Source organism: Pseudomonas sp. AD21 (assembly GCF_002878485.1).
Taxonomy (GTDB): Bacteria; Pseudomonadota; Gammaproteobacteria; order Pseudomonadales; family Pseudomonadaceae; genus Aquipseudomonas.
This window is the reverse complement of record NZ_NQYG01000007.1, coordinates 140,823-164,549: the sequence shown is the minus strand read 5'-3', so window position 1 is coordinate 164,549 and position 23,727 is coordinate 140,823. Positions and strand designations below refer to the sequence as shown.

Annotated in this window: 20 protein-coding genes and 1 pseudogene; 13 read left to right on the top strand and 8 right to left on the bottom strand. The window is 61.4% G+C overall.

Features of this window, described 5'->3' with window-relative positions:
- Positions 1–62: 62 nt before the first annotated feature.
- From PseAD21_RS06810 to secA, 4 genes are all read right to left on the bottom strand, one after another.
- On the bottom strand, positions 63–1,007 hold the full coding sequence (locus PseAD21_RS06810) for a Nudix family hydrolase (RefSeq protein ID WP_102355030.1): 945 nt from the start codon (positions 1,005–1,007) through the stop codon (positions 63–65).
- Complete coding sequence (locus PseAD21_RS06805) at positions 1,004–1,636, bottom strand: glutathione S-transferase family protein (RefSeq protein ID WP_102355029.1); 633 nt, start codon at positions 1,634–1,636, stop codon at positions 1,004–1,006. Before PseAD21_RS06805 ends, PseAD21_RS06810 begins: the two co-directional genes overlap by 4 nt.
- Positions 1,637–1,796: 160 nt before the next feature.
- On the bottom strand, positions 1,797–3,014 hold the full coding sequence (gene argJ / locus PseAD21_RS06800) for a bifunctional glutamate N-acetyltransferase/amino-acid acetyltransferase ArgJ (RefSeq protein ID WP_102355028.1): 1,218 nt from the start codon (positions 3,012–3,014) through the stop codon (positions 1,797–1,799).
- 122 nt (positions 3,015–3,136) lie between these two features.
- Entirely contained in the window at positions 3,137–5,872 is a 2,736-nt protein-coding gene (secA, locus tag PseAD21_RS06795) for a preprotein translocase subunit SecA (protein ID WP_102355027.1), read from the bottom strand.
- Positions 5,873–6,180: 308 nt separating this feature from the next.
- On the opposite strand from secA, the gene PseAD21_RS06790 reads away from it, so the two are divergent.
- Positions 6,181–6,636: a DUF721 domain-containing protein gene (locus tag PseAD21_RS06790; RefSeq protein WP_102355026.1), complete on the top strand. Its 456-nt coding sequence runs from the start codon at positions 6,181–6,183 to the stop codon at positions 6,634–6,636.
- A gap of 125 nt (positions 6,637–6,761) precedes the next feature.
- On the opposite strand, the gene PseAD21_RS06785 is transcribed toward PseAD21_RS06790, so the two are convergent.
- The gene (locus PseAD21_RS06785) at positions 6,762–8,249 is read right to left on the bottom strand and encodes a helicase HerA-like domain-containing protein (protein ID WP_102355025.1); all 1,488 of its coding nucleotides are present in this window, start codon (positions 8,247–8,249) and stop codon (positions 6,762–6,764) included.
- A 187-nt stretch (positions 8,250–8,436) separates the two neighbouring features.
- Between PseAD21_RS06785 and PseAD21_RS30210 the strand changes: the two are divergent.
- From PseAD21_RS30210 to PseAD21_RS06765, 5 genes and pseudogenes are all read left to right on the top strand, one after another.
- A pseudogene (locus PseAD21_RS30210) lies at positions 8,437–9,468 on the top strand (cache domain-containing protein); the annotation flags it as partial.
- Positions 9,469–9,561: 93 nt separating this feature from the next.
- Entirely contained in the window at positions 9,562–10,326 is a 765-nt protein-coding gene (locus tag PseAD21_RS30205; protein ID WP_371859049.1) for a methyl-accepting chemotaxis protein, read from the top strand.
- A 289-nt stretch (positions 10,327–10,615) separates the two neighbouring features.
- Entirely contained in the window at positions 10,616–11,707 is a 1,092-nt protein-coding gene (locus PseAD21_RS06775) for a glycosyltransferase family 1 protein (RefSeq protein WP_178082100.1), read from the top strand.
- Positions 11,700–12,476 (top strand): DUF2334 domain-containing protein, encoded by a 777-nt coding sequence (locus PseAD21_RS06770; RefSeq protein WP_102355023.1) that lies wholly within the window; start codon positions 11,700–11,702, stop codon positions 12,474–12,476. The genes PseAD21_RS06775 and PseAD21_RS06770 overlap by 8 nt, the downstream gene beginning before the upstream one ends.
- Complete coding sequence (locus tag PseAD21_RS06765; RefSeq protein ID WP_102355022.1) at positions 12,473–13,471, top strand: lysylphosphatidylglycerol synthase transmembrane domain-containing protein; 999 nt, start codon at positions 12,473–12,475, stop codon at positions 13,469–13,471. Before PseAD21_RS06770 ends, PseAD21_RS06765 begins: the two co-directional genes overlap by 4 nt.
- Here PseAD21_RS06765 and PseAD21_RS29730 read toward each other — a convergent pair.
- Entirely contained in the window at positions 13,455–13,631 is a 177-nt protein-coding gene (locus PseAD21_RS29730; protein ID WP_178082098.1) for a hypothetical protein, read from the bottom strand. The genes PseAD21_RS06765 and PseAD21_RS29730 overlap by 17 nt on opposite strands.
- Before the next feature lie 88 nt (positions 13,632–13,719).
- Positions 13,720–14,568 (bottom strand): formyltetrahydrofolate deformylase, encoded by an 849-nt coding sequence (gene purU / locus PseAD21_RS06760; protein ID WP_003227580.1) that lies wholly within the window; start codon positions 14,566–14,568, stop codon positions 13,720–13,722.
- A gap of 338 nt (positions 14,569–14,906) precedes the next feature.
- Here purU and mvaT point away from each other — a divergent pair, with 338 nt between their 5' ends.
- Entirely contained in the window at positions 14,907–15,284 is a 378-nt protein-coding gene (gene mvaT, locus PseAD21_RS06755; RefSeq protein WP_003227581.1) for a histone-like nucleoid-structuring protein MvaT, read from the top strand.
- 103 nt (positions 15,285–15,387) lie between these two features.
- On the opposite strand, the gene sbcB is transcribed toward mvaT, so the two are convergent.
- On the bottom strand, positions 15,388–16,818 hold the full coding sequence (gene sbcB, locus PseAD21_RS06750; protein ID WP_102355021.1) for an exodeoxyribonuclease I: 1,431 nt from the start codon (positions 16,816–16,818) through the stop codon (positions 15,388–15,390).
- A gap of 181 nt (positions 16,819–16,999) precedes the next feature.
- Here sbcB and PseAD21_RS06745 point away from each other — a divergent pair, with 181 nt between their 5' ends.
- Genes PseAD21_RS06745 through PseAD21_RS06720 form a run of 6 tightly spaced genes read left to right on the top strand, consistent with a single transcriptional unit; the run spans position 17,000 to position 23,719 of the window.
- A complete protein-coding gene (locus PseAD21_RS06745) occupies positions 17,000–17,725 on the top strand; it encodes an RDD family protein (RefSeq protein WP_102355020.1) in 726 nt (241 codons plus the stop codon).
- The gene (locus tag PseAD21_RS06740; protein ID WP_102355019.1) at positions 17,722–18,699 is read left to right on the top strand and encodes a stage II sporulation protein M; all 978 of its coding nucleotides are present in this window, start codon (positions 17,722–17,724) and stop codon (positions 18,697–18,699) included. Before PseAD21_RS06745 ends, PseAD21_RS06740 begins: the two co-directional genes overlap by 4 nt.
- On the top strand, positions 18,686–20,233 hold the full coding sequence (locus PseAD21_RS06735) for a DUF4129 domain-containing protein (protein ID WP_102355018.1): 1,548 nt from the start codon (positions 18,686–18,688) through the stop codon (positions 20,231–20,233). The genes PseAD21_RS06740 and PseAD21_RS06735 overlap by 14 nt, the downstream gene beginning before the upstream one ends.
- Positions 20,230–21,393, top strand: coding sequence for a DUF4350 domain-containing protein (locus tag PseAD21_RS06730; protein ID WP_102355017.1), 1,164 nt, complete (start codon positions 20,230–20,232; stop codon positions 21,391–21,393). The genes PseAD21_RS06735 and PseAD21_RS06730 overlap by 4 nt, the downstream gene beginning before the upstream one ends.
- Positions 21,390–22,391, top strand: a complete 1,002-nt coding sequence (locus PseAD21_RS06725) for a MoxR family ATPase (RefSeq protein WP_102355016.1) — start codon at positions 21,390–21,392, stop codon at positions 22,389–22,391. Before PseAD21_RS06730 ends, PseAD21_RS06725 begins: the two co-directional genes overlap by 4 nt.
- Complete coding sequence (locus PseAD21_RS06720; protein WP_102355015.1) at positions 22,388–23,719, top strand: DUF58 domain-containing protein; 1,332 nt, start codon at positions 22,388–22,390, stop codon at positions 23,717–23,719. The genes PseAD21_RS06725 and PseAD21_RS06720 overlap by 4 nt, the downstream gene beginning before the upstream one ends.
- Positions 23,720–23,727 lie beyond the last annotated feature (8 nt).

Below are 23,727 nucleotides of genomic sequence, written 5' to 3'. Positions count from 1 at the left end.
GGAACCCGATCAACTGTGGGAGCGAGCTTGCTCGCGAAGAGGCCATCAGCCTCAATACACAATCAAGCTTCTGGCCAGAACGCCCGAATCCCCGCCACACCCTGAGCCCCAACACTCCACGCCTTCTCGCGCTCCGCCGGCCCTACCCCGCCAAGCAGAAACACCGGCTTGCTGAAGCCCTCGATCAACACCTGAGCCTGCTCCCAGCCCAACGGCTGCGCATCCGGATGGGTCAAGGTCGGCTGCACCGGCGACAGGGTGACGAAATCCACGCCCATCTGCTCAGCCAGCGCCAGTTCTTCGGCGTTATGGCACGAAGCCGCGAGCCAGCGCTCCGCCGGCAACGGTCGCCCTGCTTCGGCGTATTTACGCAGTTGCGCGGCGGTGATGTGCCAACCGGCAGACGGGAAATCGCCGAGCCATTCGAACGGTCCCTTGATCATCAACTGCGCCTTGCCGGCGCACAGACCGGCCGCATCCACCGCCAGATCGCGGTATTTGGGGTCATAGCCGTTCGGCGCACGCAGCTGGATCAGTTTGATCCCGCCGGCGATCGCCTTCTGGATGCCACGCAGCAGGGCCGGTGCCTCCAGATCTTCCGGGGTGATCAGGTATTCGCCGGGCAAGCGCGCCGCCGCAACGATCGGCTGGTTGGCGGCCGGGAACTCATAGTTCGCCAACTCCTTCGCGGTCACCCAGGCCAGTGGCTGACCTTCGGCACCGTGCGGCTCACCGCTGAAGCTCGAGACTTCCCAGACATCCAGCAACACCTGCTTGTCCGGGTAGTCATGGCGAACCTTGATCAGCGGACGAGCAGCACCGACGACGATGCCCAACTCTTCCTGAAGCTCGCGAGCCAGCGCGCACTCGACGGATTCGTCAGCCTCGACCTTGCCGCCGGGAAATTCCCACAGACCACCCTGATGCTGAGTGTCGGCACGGCGGGCAATCAGGATCTTGCCACTGTCGTCACGAATGACGGCGGCGGCGACGTGTACGCGTTTCACGGGTTCAACTCCTCCAGTCCAGCCTTTTGCCACGCCTTGAAGGCGGGCCATTGGTAGACGGTTTCAACATAAGCTTGATCGATGGCTGGCAGCTGCACCTGATACGTACGCAGACGCACGGCAATCGGTGCGAAGAACGCATCGGCCAGGCTCACGCGGCCAAACAGATAGGGCCCCGGCTCAGTGGCAGCGGCACGGCATTCAGCCCACAGCGCGAGCATGCGCTCGATATCGACCTTGACCTCCGGCGGCACCGGGTTGAGCGGTGCGTCGTGGCTCAGGTTGAACGACATATGATTGCGCATGGCGAAAAAGCCACTGTGCATTTGCGCGCAGGCGGATCGGGCCTGGGCACGGGCGAAAAGGTCGGTCGGCCAGAGTTGTTCGGACGGGAACTGCTCAGCCAGGTATTCGGCAATCGCCAGAGAGTCGGCAATCGTGCCACGAGAGGTTTGCAGCAGCGGCACCTTGGCGGTCGGCGAATGCTTGAGCAACCGCTCACGAGTGTCGGGCTTGCCGAGCTTGATCAGTTCTTCGGTATAGGGTGCGCCGGTCAGCTCAACGGCCAGTGCGGCACGCAGAGACCAGGAGGAAAGCAGTTTGTCGCCGATGATCAGGTGCAGGGACATGGTGTGGCGCCTTTTCGTCAGGAGGATCAGGCTGGAGTTCTTGGTGCCTGATTAGTCGCCATCGCGAGCAGGCTCACTCCTACAGGAGATCTGTGTCGTTCACAAAACCACTATAGGAGTGAGCCTGCTCGCGATGGCGGCGACTCGGTCTCAGATTAGATCAGGTACGGTACTCGGCATTGATCTTCACGTATTCATGCGACAGGTCGGTGGTCCAGATGGTTTCGCTGCAATCGCCACGGCCCAGTTCGATGCGGATGGTGATCTCTTCCTGCTGCATCACTGCCGAGCCCTGCGCTTCAGTGTAGGTCTCCGCACGGGCGCCACGGCTGGCAATGCACACATCGCCAAGGAACACGTCGATCTTGCTCACGTCCAGTTCCGGCACGCCGGCACGACCAACGGCAGCCAGAATGCGGCCCCAGTTCGGGTCGGAAGCGAACAGCGCGGTCTTGATCAGCGGCGAATGCGCCACGGTGTAGCCGACGTCCAGACACTCCTGATGGTTGCCGCCACCGTTGACTTCAACGGTGACGAACTTGGTTGCACCTTCGCCGTCACGCACGATGGCCTGGGCCACGTCCATGCACACCTCGAACACTGCTTGTTTGAGCTTGGCGAACAGCTCGCCTTCGGCACGGGTGATCTCAGGCAATGCTGCCTTGCCGGTGGCAATCAGCATGCAGCAGTCGTTGGTCGAGGTGTCGCCATCGATGGTGATGCGGTTGAACGACTTGTTGGCGCCGTCGAGCATCAGGTTATGCAGCACGTCACGGGAGACTTTGGCGTCGGTGGCGATGTAGCCGAGCATGGTCGCCATATTCGGACGGATCATCCCCGCACCTTTGCTGATGCCAGTGACGGTGATGGTCACGCCGTCATGCTGGAACTGGCGACTGGCACCCTTGGGCAAGGTGTCGGTGGTCATGATGCCGGTGGCGGCCGCTTCCCAGTTGTTTTCCGACAGGTCGTCCAGCGCGGCTTGCAATGCGCCTTCAATCTTCTCGACCGGCAGAGGCTCCCCGATCACACCAGTGGAGTACGGCAGGATCTGGCTGGCATCAACACCGGTCAGCTCAGCCAGTTTCGCAGTAGTGCGTTCGGCAGCAGCCAGACCCGGTTCGCCGGTGCCGGCATTGGCGTTACCGGTGTTGGTCAGCAGGTATCGCACGGCGTTCTGCACGCGCTTCTTGGCCAGAATCACTGGCGCTGCACAAAAAGCGTTCAACGTGAACACGCCAGCCACGGTCGAACCTTCGGCGCAGCGCATCACTACCACATCCTTGCGCCCGGGGCGCTTGATGCCGGCCGAGGCGATACCGAGTTCAAAACCGGCAACCGGGTGCAACGTTGGCAAAGGACCAAGACCAACAGCCATGAATGCGCTCCTTACTCAATGATGTCAGCACCGCTCACAGTAATGGCGGTGGTTTAAATGGCAAAACGCCGCGACGGCAGGAGCCGGTCGCGGCGCGGGTATTTCAGCGATTGAAACGGGGGTTACTGGATCTGCCCGTGGCAATGCTTGAATTTCTTGCCCGAACCGCAGTAGCACAGTTCGTTGCGGCCCAGCTTCTGCTCGTTGCGAACCGGCGCGGTGGCGAGGGCCACATCGACCTCTTCACCCAGCACTTCCGGCTGGTCCAGACCAGGGGCCTCGGCGTGTTCGAACTGCATGCGGGCGGCCAGTGCTTCGGCTTCCTCACGCAGGCGTTGCTCTTCGGCTTCCGGATCTTCGCGACGTACCTGAACGTGCGACAGCACACGGATCGAGTCGCGTTTGATCGAATCCAGCAGCTCGGAGAACAGCGTGAACGACTCGCGCTTGTATTCCTGCTTCGGGTTCTTCTGGGCATAGCCACGCAGGTGGATGCCGTGACGCAGATGGTCCATGGTCGACAGGTGGTCTTTCCACAGGTCGTCCAGTACGCGCAGTACGATTTGCTTCTCGAAGGAGCGCAGTGCCTCGGCACCGGCCTGGTCTTCTTTCTCGTTGTACGCGGCCATCAGCTCGACCATCAGTTTTTCGCGCAGGGTCTCTTCGTACAGGTGATCGTCTTCGTCGAGCCATTGCTGGATCGGCAGTTTCACCCCGAAATCGCTGGCAATCGACGCTTCCAGACCGGCCACGTCCCACTGCTCTGGCAGCGATTGCGGTGGAATGTGGGCGCTGACGGTGGCGTTGAGTACGTCCTGACGGAAGTCGGCGATGGTTTCACCGATGTTGTCGGCGGCCAGCAACGTGTTACGCATGTGATAGATCACTTTACGCTGTTCGTTGTTGACGTCATCGAACTCGAGCAGTTGCTTGCGGATGTCGAAGTTACGGCCCTCAACCTTGCGCTGCGCCTTCTCGATCGCGTTGGTCACCATGCGGTGCTCGATCGCTTCGCCCGGCTGCATGCCCAGGGCTTTCATGAAGTTCTTCACCCGGTCTGAGGCGAAGATGCGCATCAGGCTGTCTTCCAGCGACAGGTAGAAGCGGCTCGAACCGGCGTCACCCTGACGGCCGGCACGGCCACGCAGCTGGTTGTCGATACGACGCGATTCGTGACGCTCGGAGGCAATTACCTGCAGACCGCCGGATTCCAGCACTTGCTGGTGACGCTTCTGCCAGTCGGCCTTGATCTGGGCAATCTGCTCAGGGGTCGGGTTTTCCAGCGACGCAACTTCAACTTCCCAGTTACCGCCCAACAGGATGTCGGTACCACGACCGGCCATGTTGGTAGCAATGGTCAGCGCGCCCGGACGACCGGCCTGCGCAATGATTTCAGCTTCTTTTTCGTGGAATTTGGCGTTCAGAACCTTGTGTTCGATGCCTTCCTTAACGAGCAATGCGGACATGTGCTCGGAAGTTTCGATGGTGGCAGTACCCACCAGCACCGGACGACCGGCTGCCATGCTTTCCTTGATGTCCGCAACGATGGCCGCGTACTTCTCTTCGGCGGTCAGGAACACCAGGTCGTTGAAGTCTTTACGCGCCAACGGTTTGTTCGGCGGAATGACCATCACTTCCAGACCATAGATCTGGTGGAATTCGAACGCTTCGGTGTCGGCGGTACCGGTCATGCCGGACAGCTTGGTGTACAGACGGAAGTAGTTCTGGAACGTGGTCGATGCCAGGGTCTGGCTTTCGGCCTGAATGTTCAGGCCTTCCTTGGCTTCGATAGCCTGGTGCAGACCTTCGGACAGACGACGGCCCGGCATGGTACGGCCGGTGTGTTCGTCGACCAGTACGACCTGGCCATCCTGCACGATGTATTCGATGTTGCGGTTGAACAGTTTGTGCGCACGCAGACCGGCATAGACGTGGGTCAGCAGGCCCAGGTTATGCGCCGAGTACAGGCTCTCGCCTTCAGCCAGCAGGCCGACGCCGGTGAGCATGTCTTCGATGAACTGGTGACCGGCTTCGTTGAGTTCGACCTGACGGGTCTTCTCGTCAACGGTGTAGTGCCCGGCCTTGGTGACTTCGCCTTCGACTTCTTCAACGTGCAGTTCCAGCTGCGGGATCAGTTTATTGATCTCCATGTACAGCTTGGAGCTGTCCTCGGCCTGACCGGAAATGATCAGAGGGGTACGCGCTTCGTCGATGAGGATGGAGTCGACTTCGTCGATCACGGCAAAGTTGAGTTCGCGCTGGAATTTTTCTTCCATGCTGAACGCCATGTTGTCGCGCAGGTAGTCGAAACCGAATTCGTTGTTGGTGCCGTAGGTGATGTCGGCGGCGTACGCCAGACGCTTCTCTTCCGGTGGCTGGAACGGCGTCACGACGCCGACGGTCAGGCCGAGGAATTCATACAGCGGACGCATCCAGTTGGCGTCACGACGCGCCAGGTAGTCGTTCACCGTCACAACGTGCACGCCCTTGCCGGACAGCGCGTTGAGGTAAACGCCCAGGGTCGCTACGAGGGTTTTACCCTCACCGGTGCGCATTTCGGCAATCTTGCCTTCGTGCAAGGTCATGCCACCGACGAGTTGCACGTCGAAGTGGCGCATACCCATGATGCGCTTGCCGGCTTCACGGGCGACCGCAAAGGCTTCTGGCAACAGCTTGTCGAGGGTTTCCCCTTTGGCGATGCGGGCCTTGAACTCATCGGTCTTGGCGCGCAATTGATCGTCCGAAAGGGCCACCATTTGCTCTTCGAAGGCATTGACGAGCTGCACCGTCTTGAGCATGCGTTTGACTTCACGCTCGTTCTTGCTTCCAAAAAGTTTCTTTAACAAAGGCGCAAACATATCGGCAGGATCTTCCACACTAAAGGGATGGAGGGCGGCCCCGTGAGCGTCGCCCGTGCAGCCCTCATGGCCGCATGCGAACGAGCATTCTACCCGGAAACGGTGGTGAGGAAAGTGGCGATATTCCACGATGCTGGCACTGCGCTTTGACGGGGCTCACTTAAAATAGGGGCGTTTTGCTCAACTTCAAGCCATACAAGGAAGAAGTTAGTCGTTGATTTAATGGGTAAAGCGGGGGCAAAAGCAATGGGCGAGTGAATTCGGCCTTTCTGCTACCATGGCCTTTCTGTTACTTCAGGTGTTCGATCATGGCATTTCGCCCTCTTACAGCCAGACCCCCCGCCGCTCTGCTTCGCGAAGCCAAGCCGCTCAAAGCCATCCTCGGCCATGCCCAACGCCTGGGTCATCTGCAACGCCTGCTCGAAAGCCAACTGCAACCTGCCGCCCGCGAACATTGCCGTGTGGCGAAGTGGCGTGAAGGCGAACTTTCGCTGGTGGTGACTGACGGCCATTGGGCCACGCGCCTGCGCTACCAGCAAAAACGCCTGCAGCGGCAACTGCAACTATTCGAAGAATTCGCCAGCCTGACGCGGATCAAATTCACCGTGCGACCACCGATCGTGCAGCACGGGCCTGCCGGGCACACGATGGATCTGTCTAACGATGCGGCAGCGACCATTCAGTCGACAGCCGACGGGATCAGCGATCCGGGTCTGCGTGCCGCGCTTGAGCGCCTGGCGGCGCACGCCAAAGACAAGACCTGACAGCTCTCTGAGTGTGGGAGCGGGCTTGCTCGCGAAAGCGGTGTGTCATTCAACCAATATGGCGTCTGACACGGCCTCTTCGCGAGCAAGCCCGCTCCCACAATTGGATCTCCTGCAAGCTGGGATCAGCGGCGTTTGCTGCCACCCAGCAGTGAGCCCATCAAACCGCGCACCAATTGCTTGCCGAGGTTATTGGCAGCCTGACGCATGGCCGACTTCAGCGCCTGGCCTGCTGCGGTGCCGAGGAATTCCCCTGCCCTGTCGGCCAAACTCGGCTCCTCGGCGGCTGGCTTGCCCGCTGGCGCTTCAGCCTCCGGCGCCAAGCCTTTACGGCCCATCAGGATTTCATACGCAGACTCACGATCGATCGGCTTGTCATAACGCCCCTTGAACGGCGAGCCGGCGATCAGCAGCGTGCGCTCGGTTTCACTCAACGGTCCGATCCGCGACTGCGGCGGCGCCACCAGCACGCGCTGAACCATCTCCGGCGTGCCTTTTTCCTGCAATGTACCGACCAATGCTTCGCCGATGCCCAGTTCCGTCAGCACCGACAACGTGTCGAACGCCGGATTCGGCCGGAAACCATCGGCCACCGCCCGCAGGGATTTCTGCTCCTTGGCGGTAAACGCGCGCAAGCCGTGCTGGACCCGCAGGCCAAGCTGCGCCAGCACGTTATCCGGCAAGTCGCCCGGCGACTGGGTGACGAAATACACCCCCACGCCTTTCGAGCGGATCAGCCGCACCACTTGCTCCAGCCGGTCCTGCAACGCCTTGGGCGTATCGCCGAACAGCAAATGCGCTTCATCGAAGAACAGCGCCAGCAGCGGTTTGTCGGCATCGCCGCGCTCCGGCAACTGCTCGAACAACTCGGCCAGCAGCCACAACAGGAACGTCGCGTAGACCTTCGGCGCCTCGTGTACCAGACGGCTGGCATCGAGCAAGTGAATGCGCCCACGACCGTCAGCCGTCGGTTGCAGAATGTCTTGCAGTTGCAGCGCCGGTTCGCCGAACAGCGCTTCAGCGCCCTGCTGCTCCAGGGTCGCCAGCCGGCGCAGCAACGCCTGACTGGAGCCAGTGGTCATCAGCGCGGCGTCTTCGCCCAGTAACTGCGGGTTGTCCTTGAGGTGATTGAGCAGCGCCTTGAGGTCTTTCAGGTCCAGCAGCAACAGGCCTTCGCGGTCCGCCACTTTAAAAGCCGCGTACAGCGCCGACTGCTGGCTGTCAGTCAGTTCCAGCAGGCTGCCGATCAACAGCGGGCCCATTTCGCTCAAGGTGGTACGCAACGGATGACCGGATTCCCCGTGAATGTCCCACAGCGTCACCGGATAAGCCTGCGGCTTGTAGTCGAGCCAGGGCATCCCGGCGATACGCTCGGCGACCTTGCCCTGCGGATTGCCGGCGGCACCGAGGCCGCACAGGTCACCCTTGATGTCAGCGGCGAACACCGCCACCCCGGCATCACTGAATGCCTCGGCGAGGCGCTGCAAGGTCACCGTCTTGCCGGTCCCGGTTGCACCGGCGATCAGCCCGTGTCGGTTCGCCAGGCGCATGGCCTGAGCAATCGGTTGCCCCGCCAGATCGGCGCCGATAACGAGTTGCGATGTGTCAGGCATTTTGTCACCTATGGTTAATCTTTAATTCGCGATGGCCGATAAACAAGGCGAGTACCCGGCCGAAAGGTCGAGTCGGACATTTCCCTAAGGAGAGACGGAAATATCAGTTGGTTTTCACCCTTGCCCATATTGCGCGTCTTTATAAAAGCACGCCCAGGACATTAAGACCTTAGCGGAACCCCAAGCCATGAACAAAAATCTGCGCTTCAGCCATAAAATTTTGCTTGCCGCCGCCCTCATCGTCATCGCCGCTTTCGCCTCGTTCACGCTGTATAACGACTGGCTGCAACGCAACGCGATCCGCGATGACCTGAACAACTATCTCAACGAGATGGGCGAAGTCACCGCCGACAACATCCAGACCTGGCTCAACGGCCGCATTCTGCTGGTCGAAAACGCCGCCCAGAATATCGCCATCAACCCGGAACCCGCCAACGTTGCCAGTCTGCTGGAACAGAAATCCCTGACCTCGACGTTCATGGCCACTTACCTGGGCGATGCCACCGGTCACTTCACCATCCGTCCGGACGTGAAGATGCCGGACGGTTTCGACCCACGGGTTCGCCCTTGGTACAAAGGCGCCGAGAGCAGCAGCGCCTCGACCCTGACCGAACCGTACATCGATGCCGCCACCGGCCAGTTGATCATCTCCATCGCCACCGCCTCGAAAAAGGCCGGCCAGAGCGTTGGCGTGGTTGGCGGCGACCTGAGCCTGCAAACCCTGGTCGACACCCTCACCGCCCGGGACTTCTCCGGCATGGGCTACGCGTTCCTGGTCAGCGCCGACGGCAAGATCCTGGTGCACCCGGACAAGGCACTGGTGATGAAGTCGCTGAAAGAAGCCTATCCGCAGGACACTCCGCGCATCAGCAGCGACTTCAGTGAAATCACGGTCGATGGCAAGACCCGCATCGTCAGCTTCACCCCGATCAAGGGCCTGCCTTCGGTGAACTGGTACATCGGGCTGTCGGTAGACAAGGACAAAGCCTTCGCGATGCTGAGCCAGTTTCGCACCTCGGCGGTGATCGCCACCGTGATTGCAGTGGTGATCATCATTGCGCTGCTGGGGATGCTGATTCGCCTGCTGATCCAGCCACTGCACGTCATGACCCGCGCCATGGAAGACATCGCCGACGGCGAAGGCGACCTGACCAAGCGCCTGAACATCGTCAATAACGATGAATTTGGTGTGTTGGGTACCGCGTTCAACCGTTTCGTCGAGCGTATTCACGGTTCGATCCGCGAAGTGTCTTCCGCTACCGGGCAGGTCAACGAAGTCGCCCTGCGCGTGGTCGCGGCGTCCAATTCGTCGATGTACAACTCCGACCAGCAAGCCTCGCGCACCAGCAGCGTCGCCGCCGCGATCAATCAGTTGGGCGCCGCCGCTCAGGAAATCGCCCGCAACGCCGCACAAGCCTCGAACCAGGCCAGTGACGCCCGTGGCCTCGCCGAAGACGGCCAGCAAGTGGTGGATCGCAGCATCAAGGCGATGAATCAACTGTCGAGCATGCTCAGCGCCTCCAGCACCAATATCGAGTCGCTGAACAGCAAAACCGTGAACATCGGGCAGATTCTGGAAGTGATCACCAGCATCTCCCAGCAAACCAACCTGCTGGCGCTCAACGCCGCCATCGAAGCGGCACGTGCCGGTGAGGCTGGCCGTGGTTTTGCCGTGGTGGCCGATGAAGTGCGCAACCTGGCGCACCGCACCCAGGAATCGGCGCAGCAGGTGCAGACCATGATCGAGGAGCTGCAAGTCGGCGCCCGCGAATCGGTGAGCACCATGAGTGACAGCCAGCGCCACAGCCAGGACAGCGTGGAAATCGCCAACCTCGCCGGCGAACGCTTGAACAGCGTGACCCAGCGCATCGGCGAGATCGACGGGATGAACCAGTCGGTGGCCACGGCGACTGAGGAGCAGACCGCTGTTGTTGAGTCGATCAACGTCGACATCACCGAGATCAATACGCTCAACCAGGAAGGTGTGGAGAACTTGCAGGCGACTTTGCGCGCTTGTTCGGATCTGGAGCAGCAGGCTTCGCGGTTGAAGCAGTTGGTTGGCAGCTTCCGCATCTGAAGATCAAGAGCCTTACCCCCTCACCCCAGCCCTCTCCCCCAGGGGGGCGAGGGGGAAAGGGAGCCGATCTTCATGCTGTTCAAAGCCTGAGTTCGACTGGATATTTCAGGTCGGTGTAACTCGAGAGAACAACTCGGTCAGTCCCCTCTCCCTCCGGGAGAGGGTTAGGGTGAGGGCGTTCTTCAGCTCCACCGCGCAATCCCGACCGAACATCTATTCCTGATAAAGGTCAACCAAGGGAGAACCACGCAGCGGAGGCTTGATCACCGTGCACATCGCCGACATCACCATGTTCTACGCCCCGGCCAGCGGCGGCGTACGCACCTATCTGGACGCCAAGCACCGCCGTTTGAGCGTCAAACCCGGAATTCGCCACAGCCTGCTGATTCCCGGCGCGCATTTGGGTGAACACGACGGCGTCTACACGGTGCCCGCGCCTGCCCTGCCCTTCGGCAAAGGCTATCGCTTCCCGCTGCGCCTTGCGCCGTGGCGCAACGTCCTGCAGGATTTGCAGCCGGATCTGATTGAAGTCGGCGACCCGTATCTCACCGCGTGGGCGGCGCTGGACGCACGGCGCCAACTGGATGTGCCGGTGATCGGGTTTTACCACTCGGACCTGCCGCTGCTGGTCGGCAACCGCATGGGCCATTGGCTCACGCCGAATGTCGAGGCGTACGTCACCAAACTCTACGGCAACTTCGACCGGGTGCTGGCGCCCAGCCAGGTAATGGCCGACAAGCTCACGGGGCTTGGGGTGCACAACGTTTTCGTGCAGCCGCTGGGGGTGGACCTGCAAACCTTTCACCCTGACGCCCGCGACAACGGCCTGCGCGCCGAACTGGGGATTGCCGAAGACACGCGCCTGCTGATCTTTGCCGGACGCGGCTCCAAAGAGAAAAACCTGCGCGTACTGCTCAAGTGCCTGCAACGCCTCGGCCCGCGCTATCACCTGCTGCTGGTTGGCTCGTCGATGCCTGCGGTGGTCCCGGACAATGTCAGCGTCATCGATTCGTTCTGCCCCGCGCCCACCGTCGCCCGGTTGATGGCCAGTGCCGATGCCCTGCTGCATGCCGGTGACCAGGAAACTTTCGGTCTGGTGATCCTTGAAGCCATGGCCTGCGGCACTCCGGTGGTTGCGGTGGCGGCCGGGGCCTTCGAGGAAATCATTAACGACGATTGCGGCGTGCTGTGTGCGCCAAATAATCCGCAAGCCATGGCCAATGCCGTGCGCGAGCTGTTCAGTCGCGGTTGCGTGAAGCTCGGCCAACAGGCGCGGCAACATGTCGAACAGCATTACGCCTGGGACAGCGTGGTCGACAGCCTGCTCGGTCATTACCGCGCGGTCCTTGGCCTATCGTTGCCACGGGTGGCCAATGGCTGACTCCCTGAACGGCCCCGCCGTGCTGCTGGTGCTGCACGACGTGGCGCCGTCGACATGGGCGGATTATCGGCCATTTGTCGAGGCGGTCGATGCGATCGGCGGCGTGCCGATGACTTGGCTGGTGGTTCCGGATTTCCATGGTCACGACGCACTTGAGGATCATCCAGCGTTTTGCCGAATACTCGGCGAGCGGCTGGCCCTTGGCGATGAACTGGCCTTGCACGGCTATTACCATGACGACCGCGAGCCTATGCCAACCACGCCCCGCGACTGGTTCATCCGCCGGATCTACACCCACGAAGGCGAATTTTATCGTTTGTCTCGCGAGGCCGCCCTGGCTCGCCTGCGTGCCGGCATCGAGCTGTTCCAGCGCAATAACTGGCCGTTGCACGGCTTCGTCGCCCCGGCGTGGCTGATGAGCGAGGGCACGCGCCAAGCCCTTCGCGAGTTGCCATTGCGCTACACCAGCGACCCGCAACATCTTTATCAATTGCCGGATTTCACCCCCATCGACGCCCCGGGTCTGGTCTGGAGCGCGCGCAGTGCCTGGCGCCGGGGCCTGTCAAAAATCGTCAGCGACCAGCGCGAACGGCACTGGCGCGACGCTGCGGTGATTCGTCTAGGCTTGCACCCGGTGGACATGCGCCACGGCTTCGCTCGTGACTACTGGCTACAGACCCTTGAACGATTGCTGGCGGAAGGACGCAAGCCCATGAACAAAATCGACTGGCTGATCCAACAACGTGAGCGCATGGGACACGCGGCATGAGTCGCGGCATTGTGCTGTTGATCGGTCTGCTCGCCGCCGTGCTGATTCCAGTGCTGCTTGGCGGCGGAGAGATCGGCGCGCGGCTGCAGAACTTTCCGCTGCAATGGCTGCTGATCATGTTTGGCATGATCCTGCTCTGCTGGGGCATCAACACCCTGCGCCTGCGTCTGCTGCTGGGCGATCAGCGCGAGCGGGTCACGCCGCTGAAAAGCCTCGGCGTGGTCATGGCCGCCGAGTTTGCCTATTGCGCCACTCCGGGCGGCAGTGGCGGGCCGCTGACAATCATGGCGTTGCTGGCCCGCTGCGGCGTGCGCCCGGCCCGTGGCAGCGCGGTGTTTGCCATGGATCAGTTGAGTGACCTGCTGTTCTTTCTCTGCGCCCTGAGCGGCATTCTGATTTACACGTTGTTTCAGCACCTCAGCAACCGCCTGGAGTGGTTGCTGATGGTCAGCGCCGTGTCGCTGTTCGGCGGGTTGTTCAGTTGCGTGCTGCTGGCGCGCTACCACCGCTGCCTGATCCGCCTGAGCGGGCGCCTGCTCGCCCGCCTGAACGTGCAGCCCGCGACGCGCCGGCGCTGGGCGCGCAAGCTGTTGCACTTTCTCGATGCGTTTATCGACACGCTCAAGCTGCCGTGGCAGACCCTGTTCAAGGTGTTCGCCCTGACCTGCATGCACTGGCTGCTGCGCTACAGCGTGTTGTACCTGGCCTTGCGCGGGCTGGGCGCAGACCTGCAATGGGCCTGGAGTTTTCTGGTGCAGATGCTGTCATTGGGCGCCGGCCAAATGAGCCTGTTACCCGGTGGCGCGGGCGCCGCGGAGCTGACGTCGGCGGCGCTGCTGGCGCCGATGGTTGGCAAATCCACCGCTGCCGCGGCAATTCTTATCTGGCGGGTGGTGACGTTCTACTTCTATCTGCTGGTGGGCGGCCCGGTGTTTCTATTGATGCTGGGGCGGCCACTGCTCAAGAAGCTGCTGAAACTCAAGCAGGCGTCTTAGGTTCGTCCGGCTCATCCTTGAGCTGTTCCCACAGTTCTGCCGCGCCGGGAAACTCGGTGCCGTCTTCCGGGCTCAGGTCATCCGGATCGTAGCGGCTCAAGCAGCCTTCACCCAGAGTGGCCGGCGCTTTCGAAGTGGCTTTGTCCAGTGGATCGCTCACGGGCAGTTCCTCAAGGGCTGAAACGAAAAAAGGGCCTGGAACGATTGAACGCCCAGGCCCTTCTTTATTCAAGTACGCGTGGGTTCGATCAGAACACCACGGTCTTGTTACCGTGCACCAGCACGCGGTCTTCCAGGTGATAACGCAGGCCACGGGCCAACACCATCTTCTCGACGTCACGGCCGAAACGCACCATGTCTTCGATGCTGTCGCTGTGGCTGACGCGTACCACGTCTTGCTCGATGATCGGACCGGCGTCCAGCTCTTCGGTCACGTAGTGGCAGGTCGCGCCGATCAGTTTAACGCCGCGCAGCGACGCCTGATGGTACGGCTTGGCGCCGACGAACGATGGCAGGAAGCTGTGGTGAATGTTGATCACCTTGTGCGCGTATTCACGGCACAGAGCCGGCGGCAGGATCTGCATGTAGCGCGCCAGCACCACCACTTCGGCGTCGTGCTGTTTGACCAGACGCGAGACTTCGGCGAACGCCGGTTCCTTGTCCTGCGGATTGACCGGGACATGGTAATAAGGAATGCCGTGCCACTCGACCATGCTGCGCAGGTCATTGTGGTTGGAAATCACGCAGGAGATTTCGCAGTCGAGCTCATCGCTGTGCCAGCGGTGCAGCAGGTCCGCCAGGCAGTGGGATTCGCGGCTGGCCATCAGCACCACGCGTTTTTTCTGCTCGGTGTCGGTGATGCGCCAGTCCATCGAGAACTCTTCGGCGATCGGCGCAAACTTCTCGCGCAGCACTTCAATACCGAACGGCAGCGAATCGGCGCGGATCTCGTGACGCATGAAGAACCAGCCGTTCTGATTATCCGAGTGGTGGCTCGCTTCGGTGATCCAGCCGTTGTGGGATGCCAGAAAGTTACTGACTTTGGCAACGATGCCAACGCGGTCAGGGCAGGAAATCACCAACCGAAAGGTGCGCATGGGGGGAAAACTCCAGAACTTCGCAAAGGCGGCCATTCTAGCGACTGTGCGCGGAAACTGCAGTATTGATGACCACATCCCCGCAGGTAGACCCGATTACCGGCTTCTGAGGCCCTGCGCGGCAAATCGATAGTCCTTCAGTGAAGCTGTTCGGCCAGATAATTGTGAATATTCGTGATGACTGCATCACATTATTTAAATGACCATTCAATTTACCGGTTATTCCACGTAACTAATTCAAATAAAAAAACCGGTTAAATGTTTACTTGATGAAACAGCCTGACTATTATTGCGGCACTGTCCCCTGCCATTCAACACATCCGCATAAGGTAGTTACCATGTCCTTGATCAACGAATATCGCGCCACCGAAGAAGCCATCAAAGAGCTGCAAGCCCGTTTGAAGAACCTGTCGCAAGACGACAAATTGCAAGCCGAGCTGGAATTCGAAGGCAAACTGCGCACCCTGATGGGCGAATACTCCAAGTCCCTGCGTGACATTATCGCCCTGCTGGATCCAGAATCGAAAACCAAAGGCACCCGTGGCGCCGCAGTAAAAACTACCGGCACCAAGCGCGCGCGCAAAGTTAAACAATACAAAAACCCGCACAACGGCGAAGTCATCGAAACCAAAGGTGGCAACCACAAGACTCTGAAAGAGTGGAAAGCCAAGTGGGGCGGTGACGTGGTTGAAGGCTGGGCTACCCTGCTGGGCTAAGCCGCAGCGCCGGTCGCCGATTGATTCGGCGGCCCATGAAAAACGCCAGCATACGCTGGCGTTTTTTTATGCGTGTCCTTTCATGGACACACTATGTTCGAATTCAAAGATTCAAACGATTGCGCAATGCCTCGACATAATTCTGCCACTCATTGAGCACTTGATTCTGTATCGGCGTAGCACTAAGCGCCCATTGCTGCGCGGCTTCGGCAAAAGAGCTCAAGGTATTAGGTGCGCCCATTTGCGGCTCGGATAAACGCTGCTGGCAGAATATTCTCCAGCGCTCTTGCTCAGCAGAATTCAACGTGTCGGGAAAGTTTCGTGCGCGATATCGAAAGAGCAATTCGGGCAGACGTTCATCATCGAACGGCCAGTGTTCTTGCGCTAATTGCGCCGGATCCGCCGTCCTCACTTGCTCGCATAGACGCCGATCGCGATCAGCGATAAATCCATCGTACAACTGCTGTTCCGGGTCCTCACTCGGGGTGAAGTCTTCGCTGGCGTAAATCGCCGCAACTTTATCTTTCCAAACTTGTTGTGCGTCACTTAGCCGCAGCGCACGTGCCTGATACAGCGCCATGTCCAACCCCAGACGCTGTTGATCGTCGGCACGCAATACCGACAACGGCGCCACCACCGGGCAACGATTGATATGAATCAGTTTAAGCGGCACTGGCTGTTCACCCTCGGCGAGGTCGTCGCGGCGGGTATAAAGACGCTTGCGCAAGCTGTCGGCGTCCAGATCCAGCAAGCCTTGTGGGTCAAGGTGCAGGTCACAGACGATCAACGCATTGCGATTGCGCGGATGCCAGGCCAAGGGCAGTACCACGCCGACGTAGTGCCGAGCCGCCGAAAAGCGCCCGGAGATATGCACCATCGGCTGCAACAGGCGAATCTGATCCATGACTTTCTGCTTGCTGCGCAGTTGGAACAGCCAGTCATACAACTTCGGTTGTTTCTCGCGGATCAACCGCGCCAGGGCGATGGTTGCGCGCACGTCCGACAGGGCTTCGTGGGCATGCCCATGGTCGATGTTGTTGGCGGCCGTCAGGCGCTCGAGCTTGAGGGTGACCTTGCCTTCGTCATCGGTCGGCCAGACCAGCCCATCGGGACGCAACGCATAGGCGGCGCGCACCACATCGATCAGGTCCCAACGGCTGTTGCCGCCCTGCCACTCGCGGGCGTACGGGTCGAAGAAGTTGCGGTACAAACTGTAGCGGGTCATCTCATCGTCGAAACGCAAGGTGTTGTAACCCGCGCCACAAGTGCCGGGCGCCGCCAGTTGCGCATGCACCCGGGTCATGAAGTCGGCTTCGCTCAGCCCCTGCTCGGCGAGACGGCTCGGGGTGATGCCGGTGATCGCACACGCTGCCGGATGCGGCAGGATGTCTTCGCTGGGCTGGCAGTAGAGGTTGACCGGCTCGTCGATTTCATTGAGGTCGTGGTCGGTGCGAATCCCCGCGACCTGCAGCGGGCGATCGTTGCGGGGATTGATGCCGGTGGTTTCGTAGTCGTACCAGAAGATTGAAGTCACGGGCGGTTCCTGAACTGAAGATCGGCAAAGTCTAGGCGTTGAACCACCACCGCGGCCAGCGCTCTGTCATTCAACCATCGCGCATCACACGATGTGCAATACATAGTTATGTCGTTTTCCCCCAAGAGGCTGCTAGCATCGGACAGACTTCACATCCCGATCAGGCCCCATCAGGTAGCCCATGCTCGAGAACACAGCAGCGCCACGGAAAGCACCGCTGAACCCGCCACTCGATACCCGCTATCAAGTGGAAACCCCGGAGGGCATCGACCTGCCGTTGCGCCCGGCCGGTCTGATGGTGCGTACCCTCGCCTTCGGCATCGACCTGGGCATTCGCGGCGCGCTCATCGGCGTGCTGTTCGTGGCGCTGGCATTTCTCGGCCAGCTCGGCATGGGCCTCGGGTCGCTGCTGCTGTTTGTCATCAGCTGGTGGTACATGGTGCTGTTCGAAGTGCTGCGTCAGGGCCGCTCGCCGGGCAAACAATGGATGGGCCTGCGGGTGATTCACGATAACGGCACCCCCATCGGCTGGTCGGCCTCACTGCTGCGCAACCTGTTGCGCTTCGTCGATCTGCTGCCATTCGGCTATTTCCTCGGCGCCATCAGCTGTCTGCAACACCCGACCTTCAAGCGTCTGGGCGACATCGCCGCCGGCACCCTGGTGGTCTACAGCGAACGCGCCCTGCACCGCCCGCAATTACCCGACGCCCAGCCACGCAGTTCGCCCGTGCCACTCAATCCCGTCGAGCAACGCGCGCTGCTCGCCTTCGCCGAACGCCAGGCTGAACTGTCGCCGGCGCGGGTCAATGAACTGGCCGCCCTGCTGGCCCAGCCGCTGCATATCTCGGCGCCCAAAGCGGTCAACGAACTCAACGGCATCGCCCGCGGCTTGTTGGGTCCGGCATGAAGCAGAGTCTTTTCGAAGCTCGCCACAAGGCCGAATGGGAGCGCTTCACGCTGGCCCTCGAACGCCTCGAGCACGGCAAGGACACTTCGCAAGTGGCCGGTTTTCCCAAGGCTTATCGACGTCTGTGCCAGCATCTGGCGTTGGCCCAGGAGCGCGGCTACAGCAGTTATCTGATCGACTCGCTGCAGCAACAGGTGTTGCGCGGCCACCAACAGCTGTATCGGCACCGCAGTCGCTTCGGCGCCAATCTGCTGGGTTTCATCCTCGCCGACTTCCCCCGGTTGGTGCGCGCGGAATGGCCGTTCGTACTGGCCGCTACGCTGTTGTTTTTCGGCAGCCTGATCGGCTTTGCGCTGCTTGTATATGGCTATCCCGAGCTGGTCTACAACCTGATCCCCGCCGAACAGGTGCGCGAGATGCAGAGCATGTACGACCCAGTGGCCGGGCACCTTGGGCGATCCGCCGAACGCGCCGCCAGTGAAGACTGGGTGATGTTCGGTTACTACGTGATGCACAACATCGGCATCGCCTTCCAGACCTTCGCCAGTGGTTTGCTGCTGGGCGTGGGCAGTGCGTTTTTCCTGGTCTACAACGGGCTGATCATCGGCGCGGTGGCCGGGCACCTGACCGACATCGGTTTCGGGCAGACATTTTGGTCATTCGTGATCGGCCACGGTGCTTTCGAATTGAGCGCCATTGCCCTGGCGGGGGCGGCAGGGCTGAAACTGGGCTGGGCACTGATCGCTCCCGGACGCCTGACGCGCGGCGCAGCACTGCAACACGCCGCGCGCAAAAGCGTGCTGCTGGTGTGCGGGGTCATGCTGTTCCTGCTGATCGCGGCATTCATCGAGGCGTACTGGTCATCGAAGACCGGGATCGCGCCGCGAACCAAGTACGCGGTCGGTGCATCTTTGTGGATTGCGGTGGCGGTCTACCTGCTGTTCGCCGGAAGGACACGCCATGCGCCTGAGTGACGCCAGCGTAGCGATCCGCCCGCGCAGCACCTGGGAAGCCATGGACCTGGGTGTGCTCATGAGTCAGCAGCACCGGCGCCTGCTGATGACCAGTTGGGCCATCGTCACTCTGCCGCTGTTTGCCTTGCTGACGTTGTTGCTGTGGGATTCGCCGTCACTCGCCGTGTTCATTTTCTGGTGGCTGAAACCGGCTTACGAACGCCTGCCGCTGTACATCCTGTCCAAGACCCTGTTCGGCGAAACACCGACCTTGAAACAGGCCTTGCGCGAATTTCCCCGGCTGCTCAAACCGCAACTGCTGGCGAGTCTGACCTGGCGTCGTCTGAGCCTGAGCCGCAGCTTTCTGCTGCCGGTGATGCAGCTCGAAGGCCTGGACGGCACGGCCCGCCAGCAACGCCTGCAAGTGCTGTTACAACGTAATGCCGGCGCCGCACAATGGCTGACGATCATCGGCGTGCATCTGGAAACCGCGCTGTGGATCGGCCTGATGGTGCTGTTCTACATGCTGCTGCCGCAGCAGATCGAAACCGACTGGGACTGGCAATCGCTGATCCTCGACGCCGATCACCATTGGCGCTGGCTGGAGCACCTGACCAATGCCTTTTACGCGCTGGTGCTGGTGATCTGGGAACCGGTGTATGTCGCCTGCGGTTTCAGCCTGTATCTGAACCGGCGCACCACACTCGAAGCGTGGGACATCGAGCTGGTGTTCCGCCGTTTGCGCCAGCGCCTGAACAGCAGCGCTCTGGGTTTGCTGCTGGCCGTCTGTCTGCTGCTGCCGGCGCTGCCACCGGTATGGGCCGCGGCCGATCCCGCCAACGCCCCGCAGGCGCCACGCCTGCTGCATCAACCGCTGACCAGTCAGGCTTCGCACGACAGCATCAAGGCGTTACTTGAACAACCACCGTTCAAGAACAAAGAAAGCGTGACCCGTTATCGCTTTGGCGACGACCCGGCCACCCCGGCCGAGGTCAAGCCCGGTGAGGCGCCACAATGGTTGAAAACCCTGCTCGGCTGGCTCGACGGTCAACGCTTCAATGCCTTGGCCACCTTGATCGAGGTGTTGTTGTGGACGGCGTTGATCGCCGCTGTCGGCTGGCTGATCTGGCGCTATCGCGAGTTCCTGCGCACCTTCGTCAGTCGCCGGATGAAGCTGCCCAGCCGCAACAGGCCACCCGCGCCGCAGCAGGCATTCGGCCTGGACCTGAACCCGCAATCACTGCCCGATGACATCGCCGCCAGCGCCGAACAACTCTGGCACACCCAGCCACGCGCCGCGCTGGGGCTGCTCTATCGCGGCTTGCTCAGCCGGCTGTTGCACGACTTTGACCTGACCTTGAAAGCCGCCGACACCGAGCACCAGGTACTGCTGCGGGTCGAGCAACTGCAGCACCCGGAACTGCTGACGTTCAGCCGTACCCTGAGCCTGCATTGGCAGAACATGGCCTACGGGCATCGCGTGCCGGCGGCGCATCTGCAACAGGAACTGTGTGACGGCTGGCGCGCCCTGTTCGGCCATGGAGCGCGCACTTGAACCGGCGCAACGCGTGGCTGATCGGCGGGCTGATCGTCGCCCTGCTCGCGGCGTTGAGCCTCTATCTGTTCTTTAAGGCCAGGCCTTATCAGGAAGTGATCGATCACGGCCCTTCGCCGCTGGCCCAGGCCAACCCGTATCTGGCGGCGCAGATGTTCCTGCGCGAACGCGGCCTCAACGTCGGCCATGCTGAAACGTTGGCAGGACTGCCCGACATCGATCCGCGTCGGCACACCTTGCTGCTGTTCGGCGAGCACTCGCGGATGACCCCGCGTCAGGTCGATCAGGTGCTGAACTGGGCCCGCGCCGGCGGACGCCTGGTGTTCGTTGCCCAAGCATTGTGGGATGAACAGGCCAGACAAAGCGACGACCTGCTGCTGGACCGGGTGCAACTGCATCAGTCCCTGAGCAAGAACCTGAAGGAACCACCGGCGGAACTGGCCGATGACCCGTACCCGAACCTGACCAAGCTGTACCTGGAAGATGAAGACGCCCCCGCCTACGCCGGTTTCGACACCGCGTTTCATCTGGAGGACCCGAAGAATCTCGCGCAAGCCTGGGCCAACAGCGCCAAGGCCACGCACATGATGCAACTGGCTTATGGCCTCGGCTCGATTACTGTGGTCACCGATGCCGAGTTGTGGAAGACCCCGGCCATCAGCCAACACGACAACGCCTGGCTGCTCTGGTACCTGAGCGCCGACACTGACGTCACACTGATTTTCAACACCACACACGACGGCCTGCCGACCCTGCTCTGGCGTTATTTCCCGCAGGCCATCGTTGCCCTGCTGGCGCTGATCGGCCTCGGCTTGTGGCACGTCGGTGTGCGCCACGGGCCACTGCTCGCGCCCGCCCCGCGTGGCCGCCGTCAGTTGCAGGAACACCTGCGCGCGAGTGCCGATTTCATCCTGCGCCACAACGGCCAGCACACGCTGTTGCAAGCCTTGCAACAGGACGTGCTACGCCGCGCCCGACGCCGCCATCCCGGCTTCGACCAGTTGAACGTGGCCGAGCAATGGCTGGTGCTGTCGCGCCTGACCCGACAGCCGACCCGCGCAATCAGCCAGGCCCTGAGCCCGGTGCCGAAACAGCGCATGAGCAGCGCTGATTTCAGCCGCCAGGTGGCCCACCTGCAAACCTTGAGGAACACGCTATGACTGAACACATCGAGCCCGGCAGCGCCAGCCACGCCGCCCAGCAACGCCAGCGCGCCAGCCAGTTGGCGCAAGCGGTGCGCGGTGAATTGCAGAAGGCCCTGATCGGCCAGAACGGCGTGATCGACGACGTCCTGACGGCGCTGATTGCCGGCGGTCACGTGCTGCTCGAGGGCGTCCCCGGGCTGGGCAAGACCTTGCTGGTGCGGGCGCTGGCGCGGTGCTTCGGTGGTGAGTTCGCGCGCATTCAGTTCACCCCGGACCTGATGCCCAGCGACGTCACCGGCCACGCGGTGTACGACCTGCACACCGAGCAGTTCAAGCTGCGCAAGGGGCCACTGTTCACCAACCTGCTTTTGGCCGACGAGATCAACCGCGCACCGGCGAAAACCCAGGCGGCGTTGCTCGAAGCCATGCAGGAGCGCCAGGTCACCCTCGAAGGTCGGGCGCTGCCCATCGCCCAGCCGTTCATGGTGCTCGCCACGCAAAACCCGATCGAACAGGAAGGCACTTACCCACTGCCGGAAGCCGAGCTCGATCGCTTCATGCTCAAGGTGCGCATGGACTACCCCGATGCCGAGCAGGAACTGAGCATGGTGCGTCAGGTCAGCCGCTCGACCCGCGCCGACATGCTCGACGTGCAGCCGCTGCGCACGGTGCTGCAAGCCAAGGATGTGCAGGCCCTGCAACGCATTGCCAGTGACCTGCCGCTGGACGATCAGGTGCTCGATTACGCCGTGCGTCTGGCGCGCAGTACCCGTTCCTGGCCCGGCCTGACCCTCGGCGCCGGGCCGCGAGCAACCATTGCGCTAGTGCGCTGCGCCCGCGCCCGGGCGTTGCTGCGCGGTGGCGAGTTCGTGATCCCCGATGACATCAAGGGCTGCGCGCTCTCGGTGCTGCGCCATCGGGTACGGGTGGCGCCCGAACTGGACATCGAAGGGCTGGAGGTTGACCAAGTGCTGCAGCAACTGCTCGACCAAGTGCCGGCGCCGCGTCTGTGAAACCGTCACGCCTGCTGTTGATCTGGCTGGCCGTTCTGCTGGCCATCGGCACGCTGCTGGGCACCGTGCAGGCACTCGACATCCCGACACCCGCCAGCCTGTCGGCGATCAGTTGGGGGTTGCTGCTGGCCCTGTTGGTGCTGGCGATCATCGATGCGCTACGCCTGAACAACCTGCCCTCGCCGCGCATCCAGCGCCAGATGCCCGGCAGCCTCGCACTCGGCCGTTGGAGCGAGGTACGGCTGCAGCTCAGTCACGATTTCAGTGAGCCGGTCACAGTGGAGATGTTCGATCACGTGCCACCGGGGTTGAGTTTCGACAACCTGCCGCTGTCGGTCGAGCTGCAACCCGGCCAGTTCAGCGAGGTCGGTTATCGCCTGCGCCCGCTCAATCGCGGTCACTTCACCTTCGAACATTGCGAAATCAACCTGCCCAGCCCGCTGGGTCTGTGGTCAGGCAAACGCCTGATCGAGGTGAGCAGCGACGTCCGCGTCTACCCGGACTTCGCCAAGCTCTACGGCGGGCAGTTGCTGGCGGTGGACAACTGGCTCAGCCAGCTCGGTGTGCGCCAGCGCCAACGTCGCGGGCAAGGCCTGGAATTTCATCAACTGCGCGAATTTCGCGAAGGCGACAGCCTGCGCCAGATCGACTGGAAAGCCACCGCCCGGCAGCGCACGCCGATTGCCCGCGAGTACCAGGACGAGCGTGATCAGCAGATCATCTTCATGCTCGATTGCGGCCGGCAAATGCGCAGCCAGGATGGCGATCTGTCACATTTCGACCATGCGCTCAACGCCTGTCTGCTGCTGAGTTACGTCGCGCTGCGTCAGGGCGATGCCGTGGGGTTGAGCACCTTTGCCGGCGATCAAGCGCGATATCTCGCGCCGTCAAAAGGCGCCGGGCAACTCAACGTATTGCTTAACGCAGTCTACGATCTGGCGAGTAGCCAACGTCCGGCGGATTACCAGTCAGCCGTCCAACAGCTACTGACCCGTCAGAAACGCCGGGCACTGGTCATCCTGGTGACCAACCTGCGCGATGAAGACCATGGCGAACTGACCAACGCGGTCCAACACCTGAACCGCCAGCATCAAGTGCTGATGGTCAGCCTGCGCGAAGAAACGCTCGACCGGTTGCGCCAGGCCCCAGTGCAAACCCTGCCTGAAGCGCTGGCCTATTGCGGCACGGTGGATTACCTCAACGCCCGGGCAGAACTGCATGAGCGGTTGAGTGCTCATGGTGCTCGAGTGCTGGATACACAACCCGGCGAGATGAGCCCAGCGTTAGTCACCCAATACCTCGGTTGGAAGAAGGCAGGTACGCTCTGAACTCATTT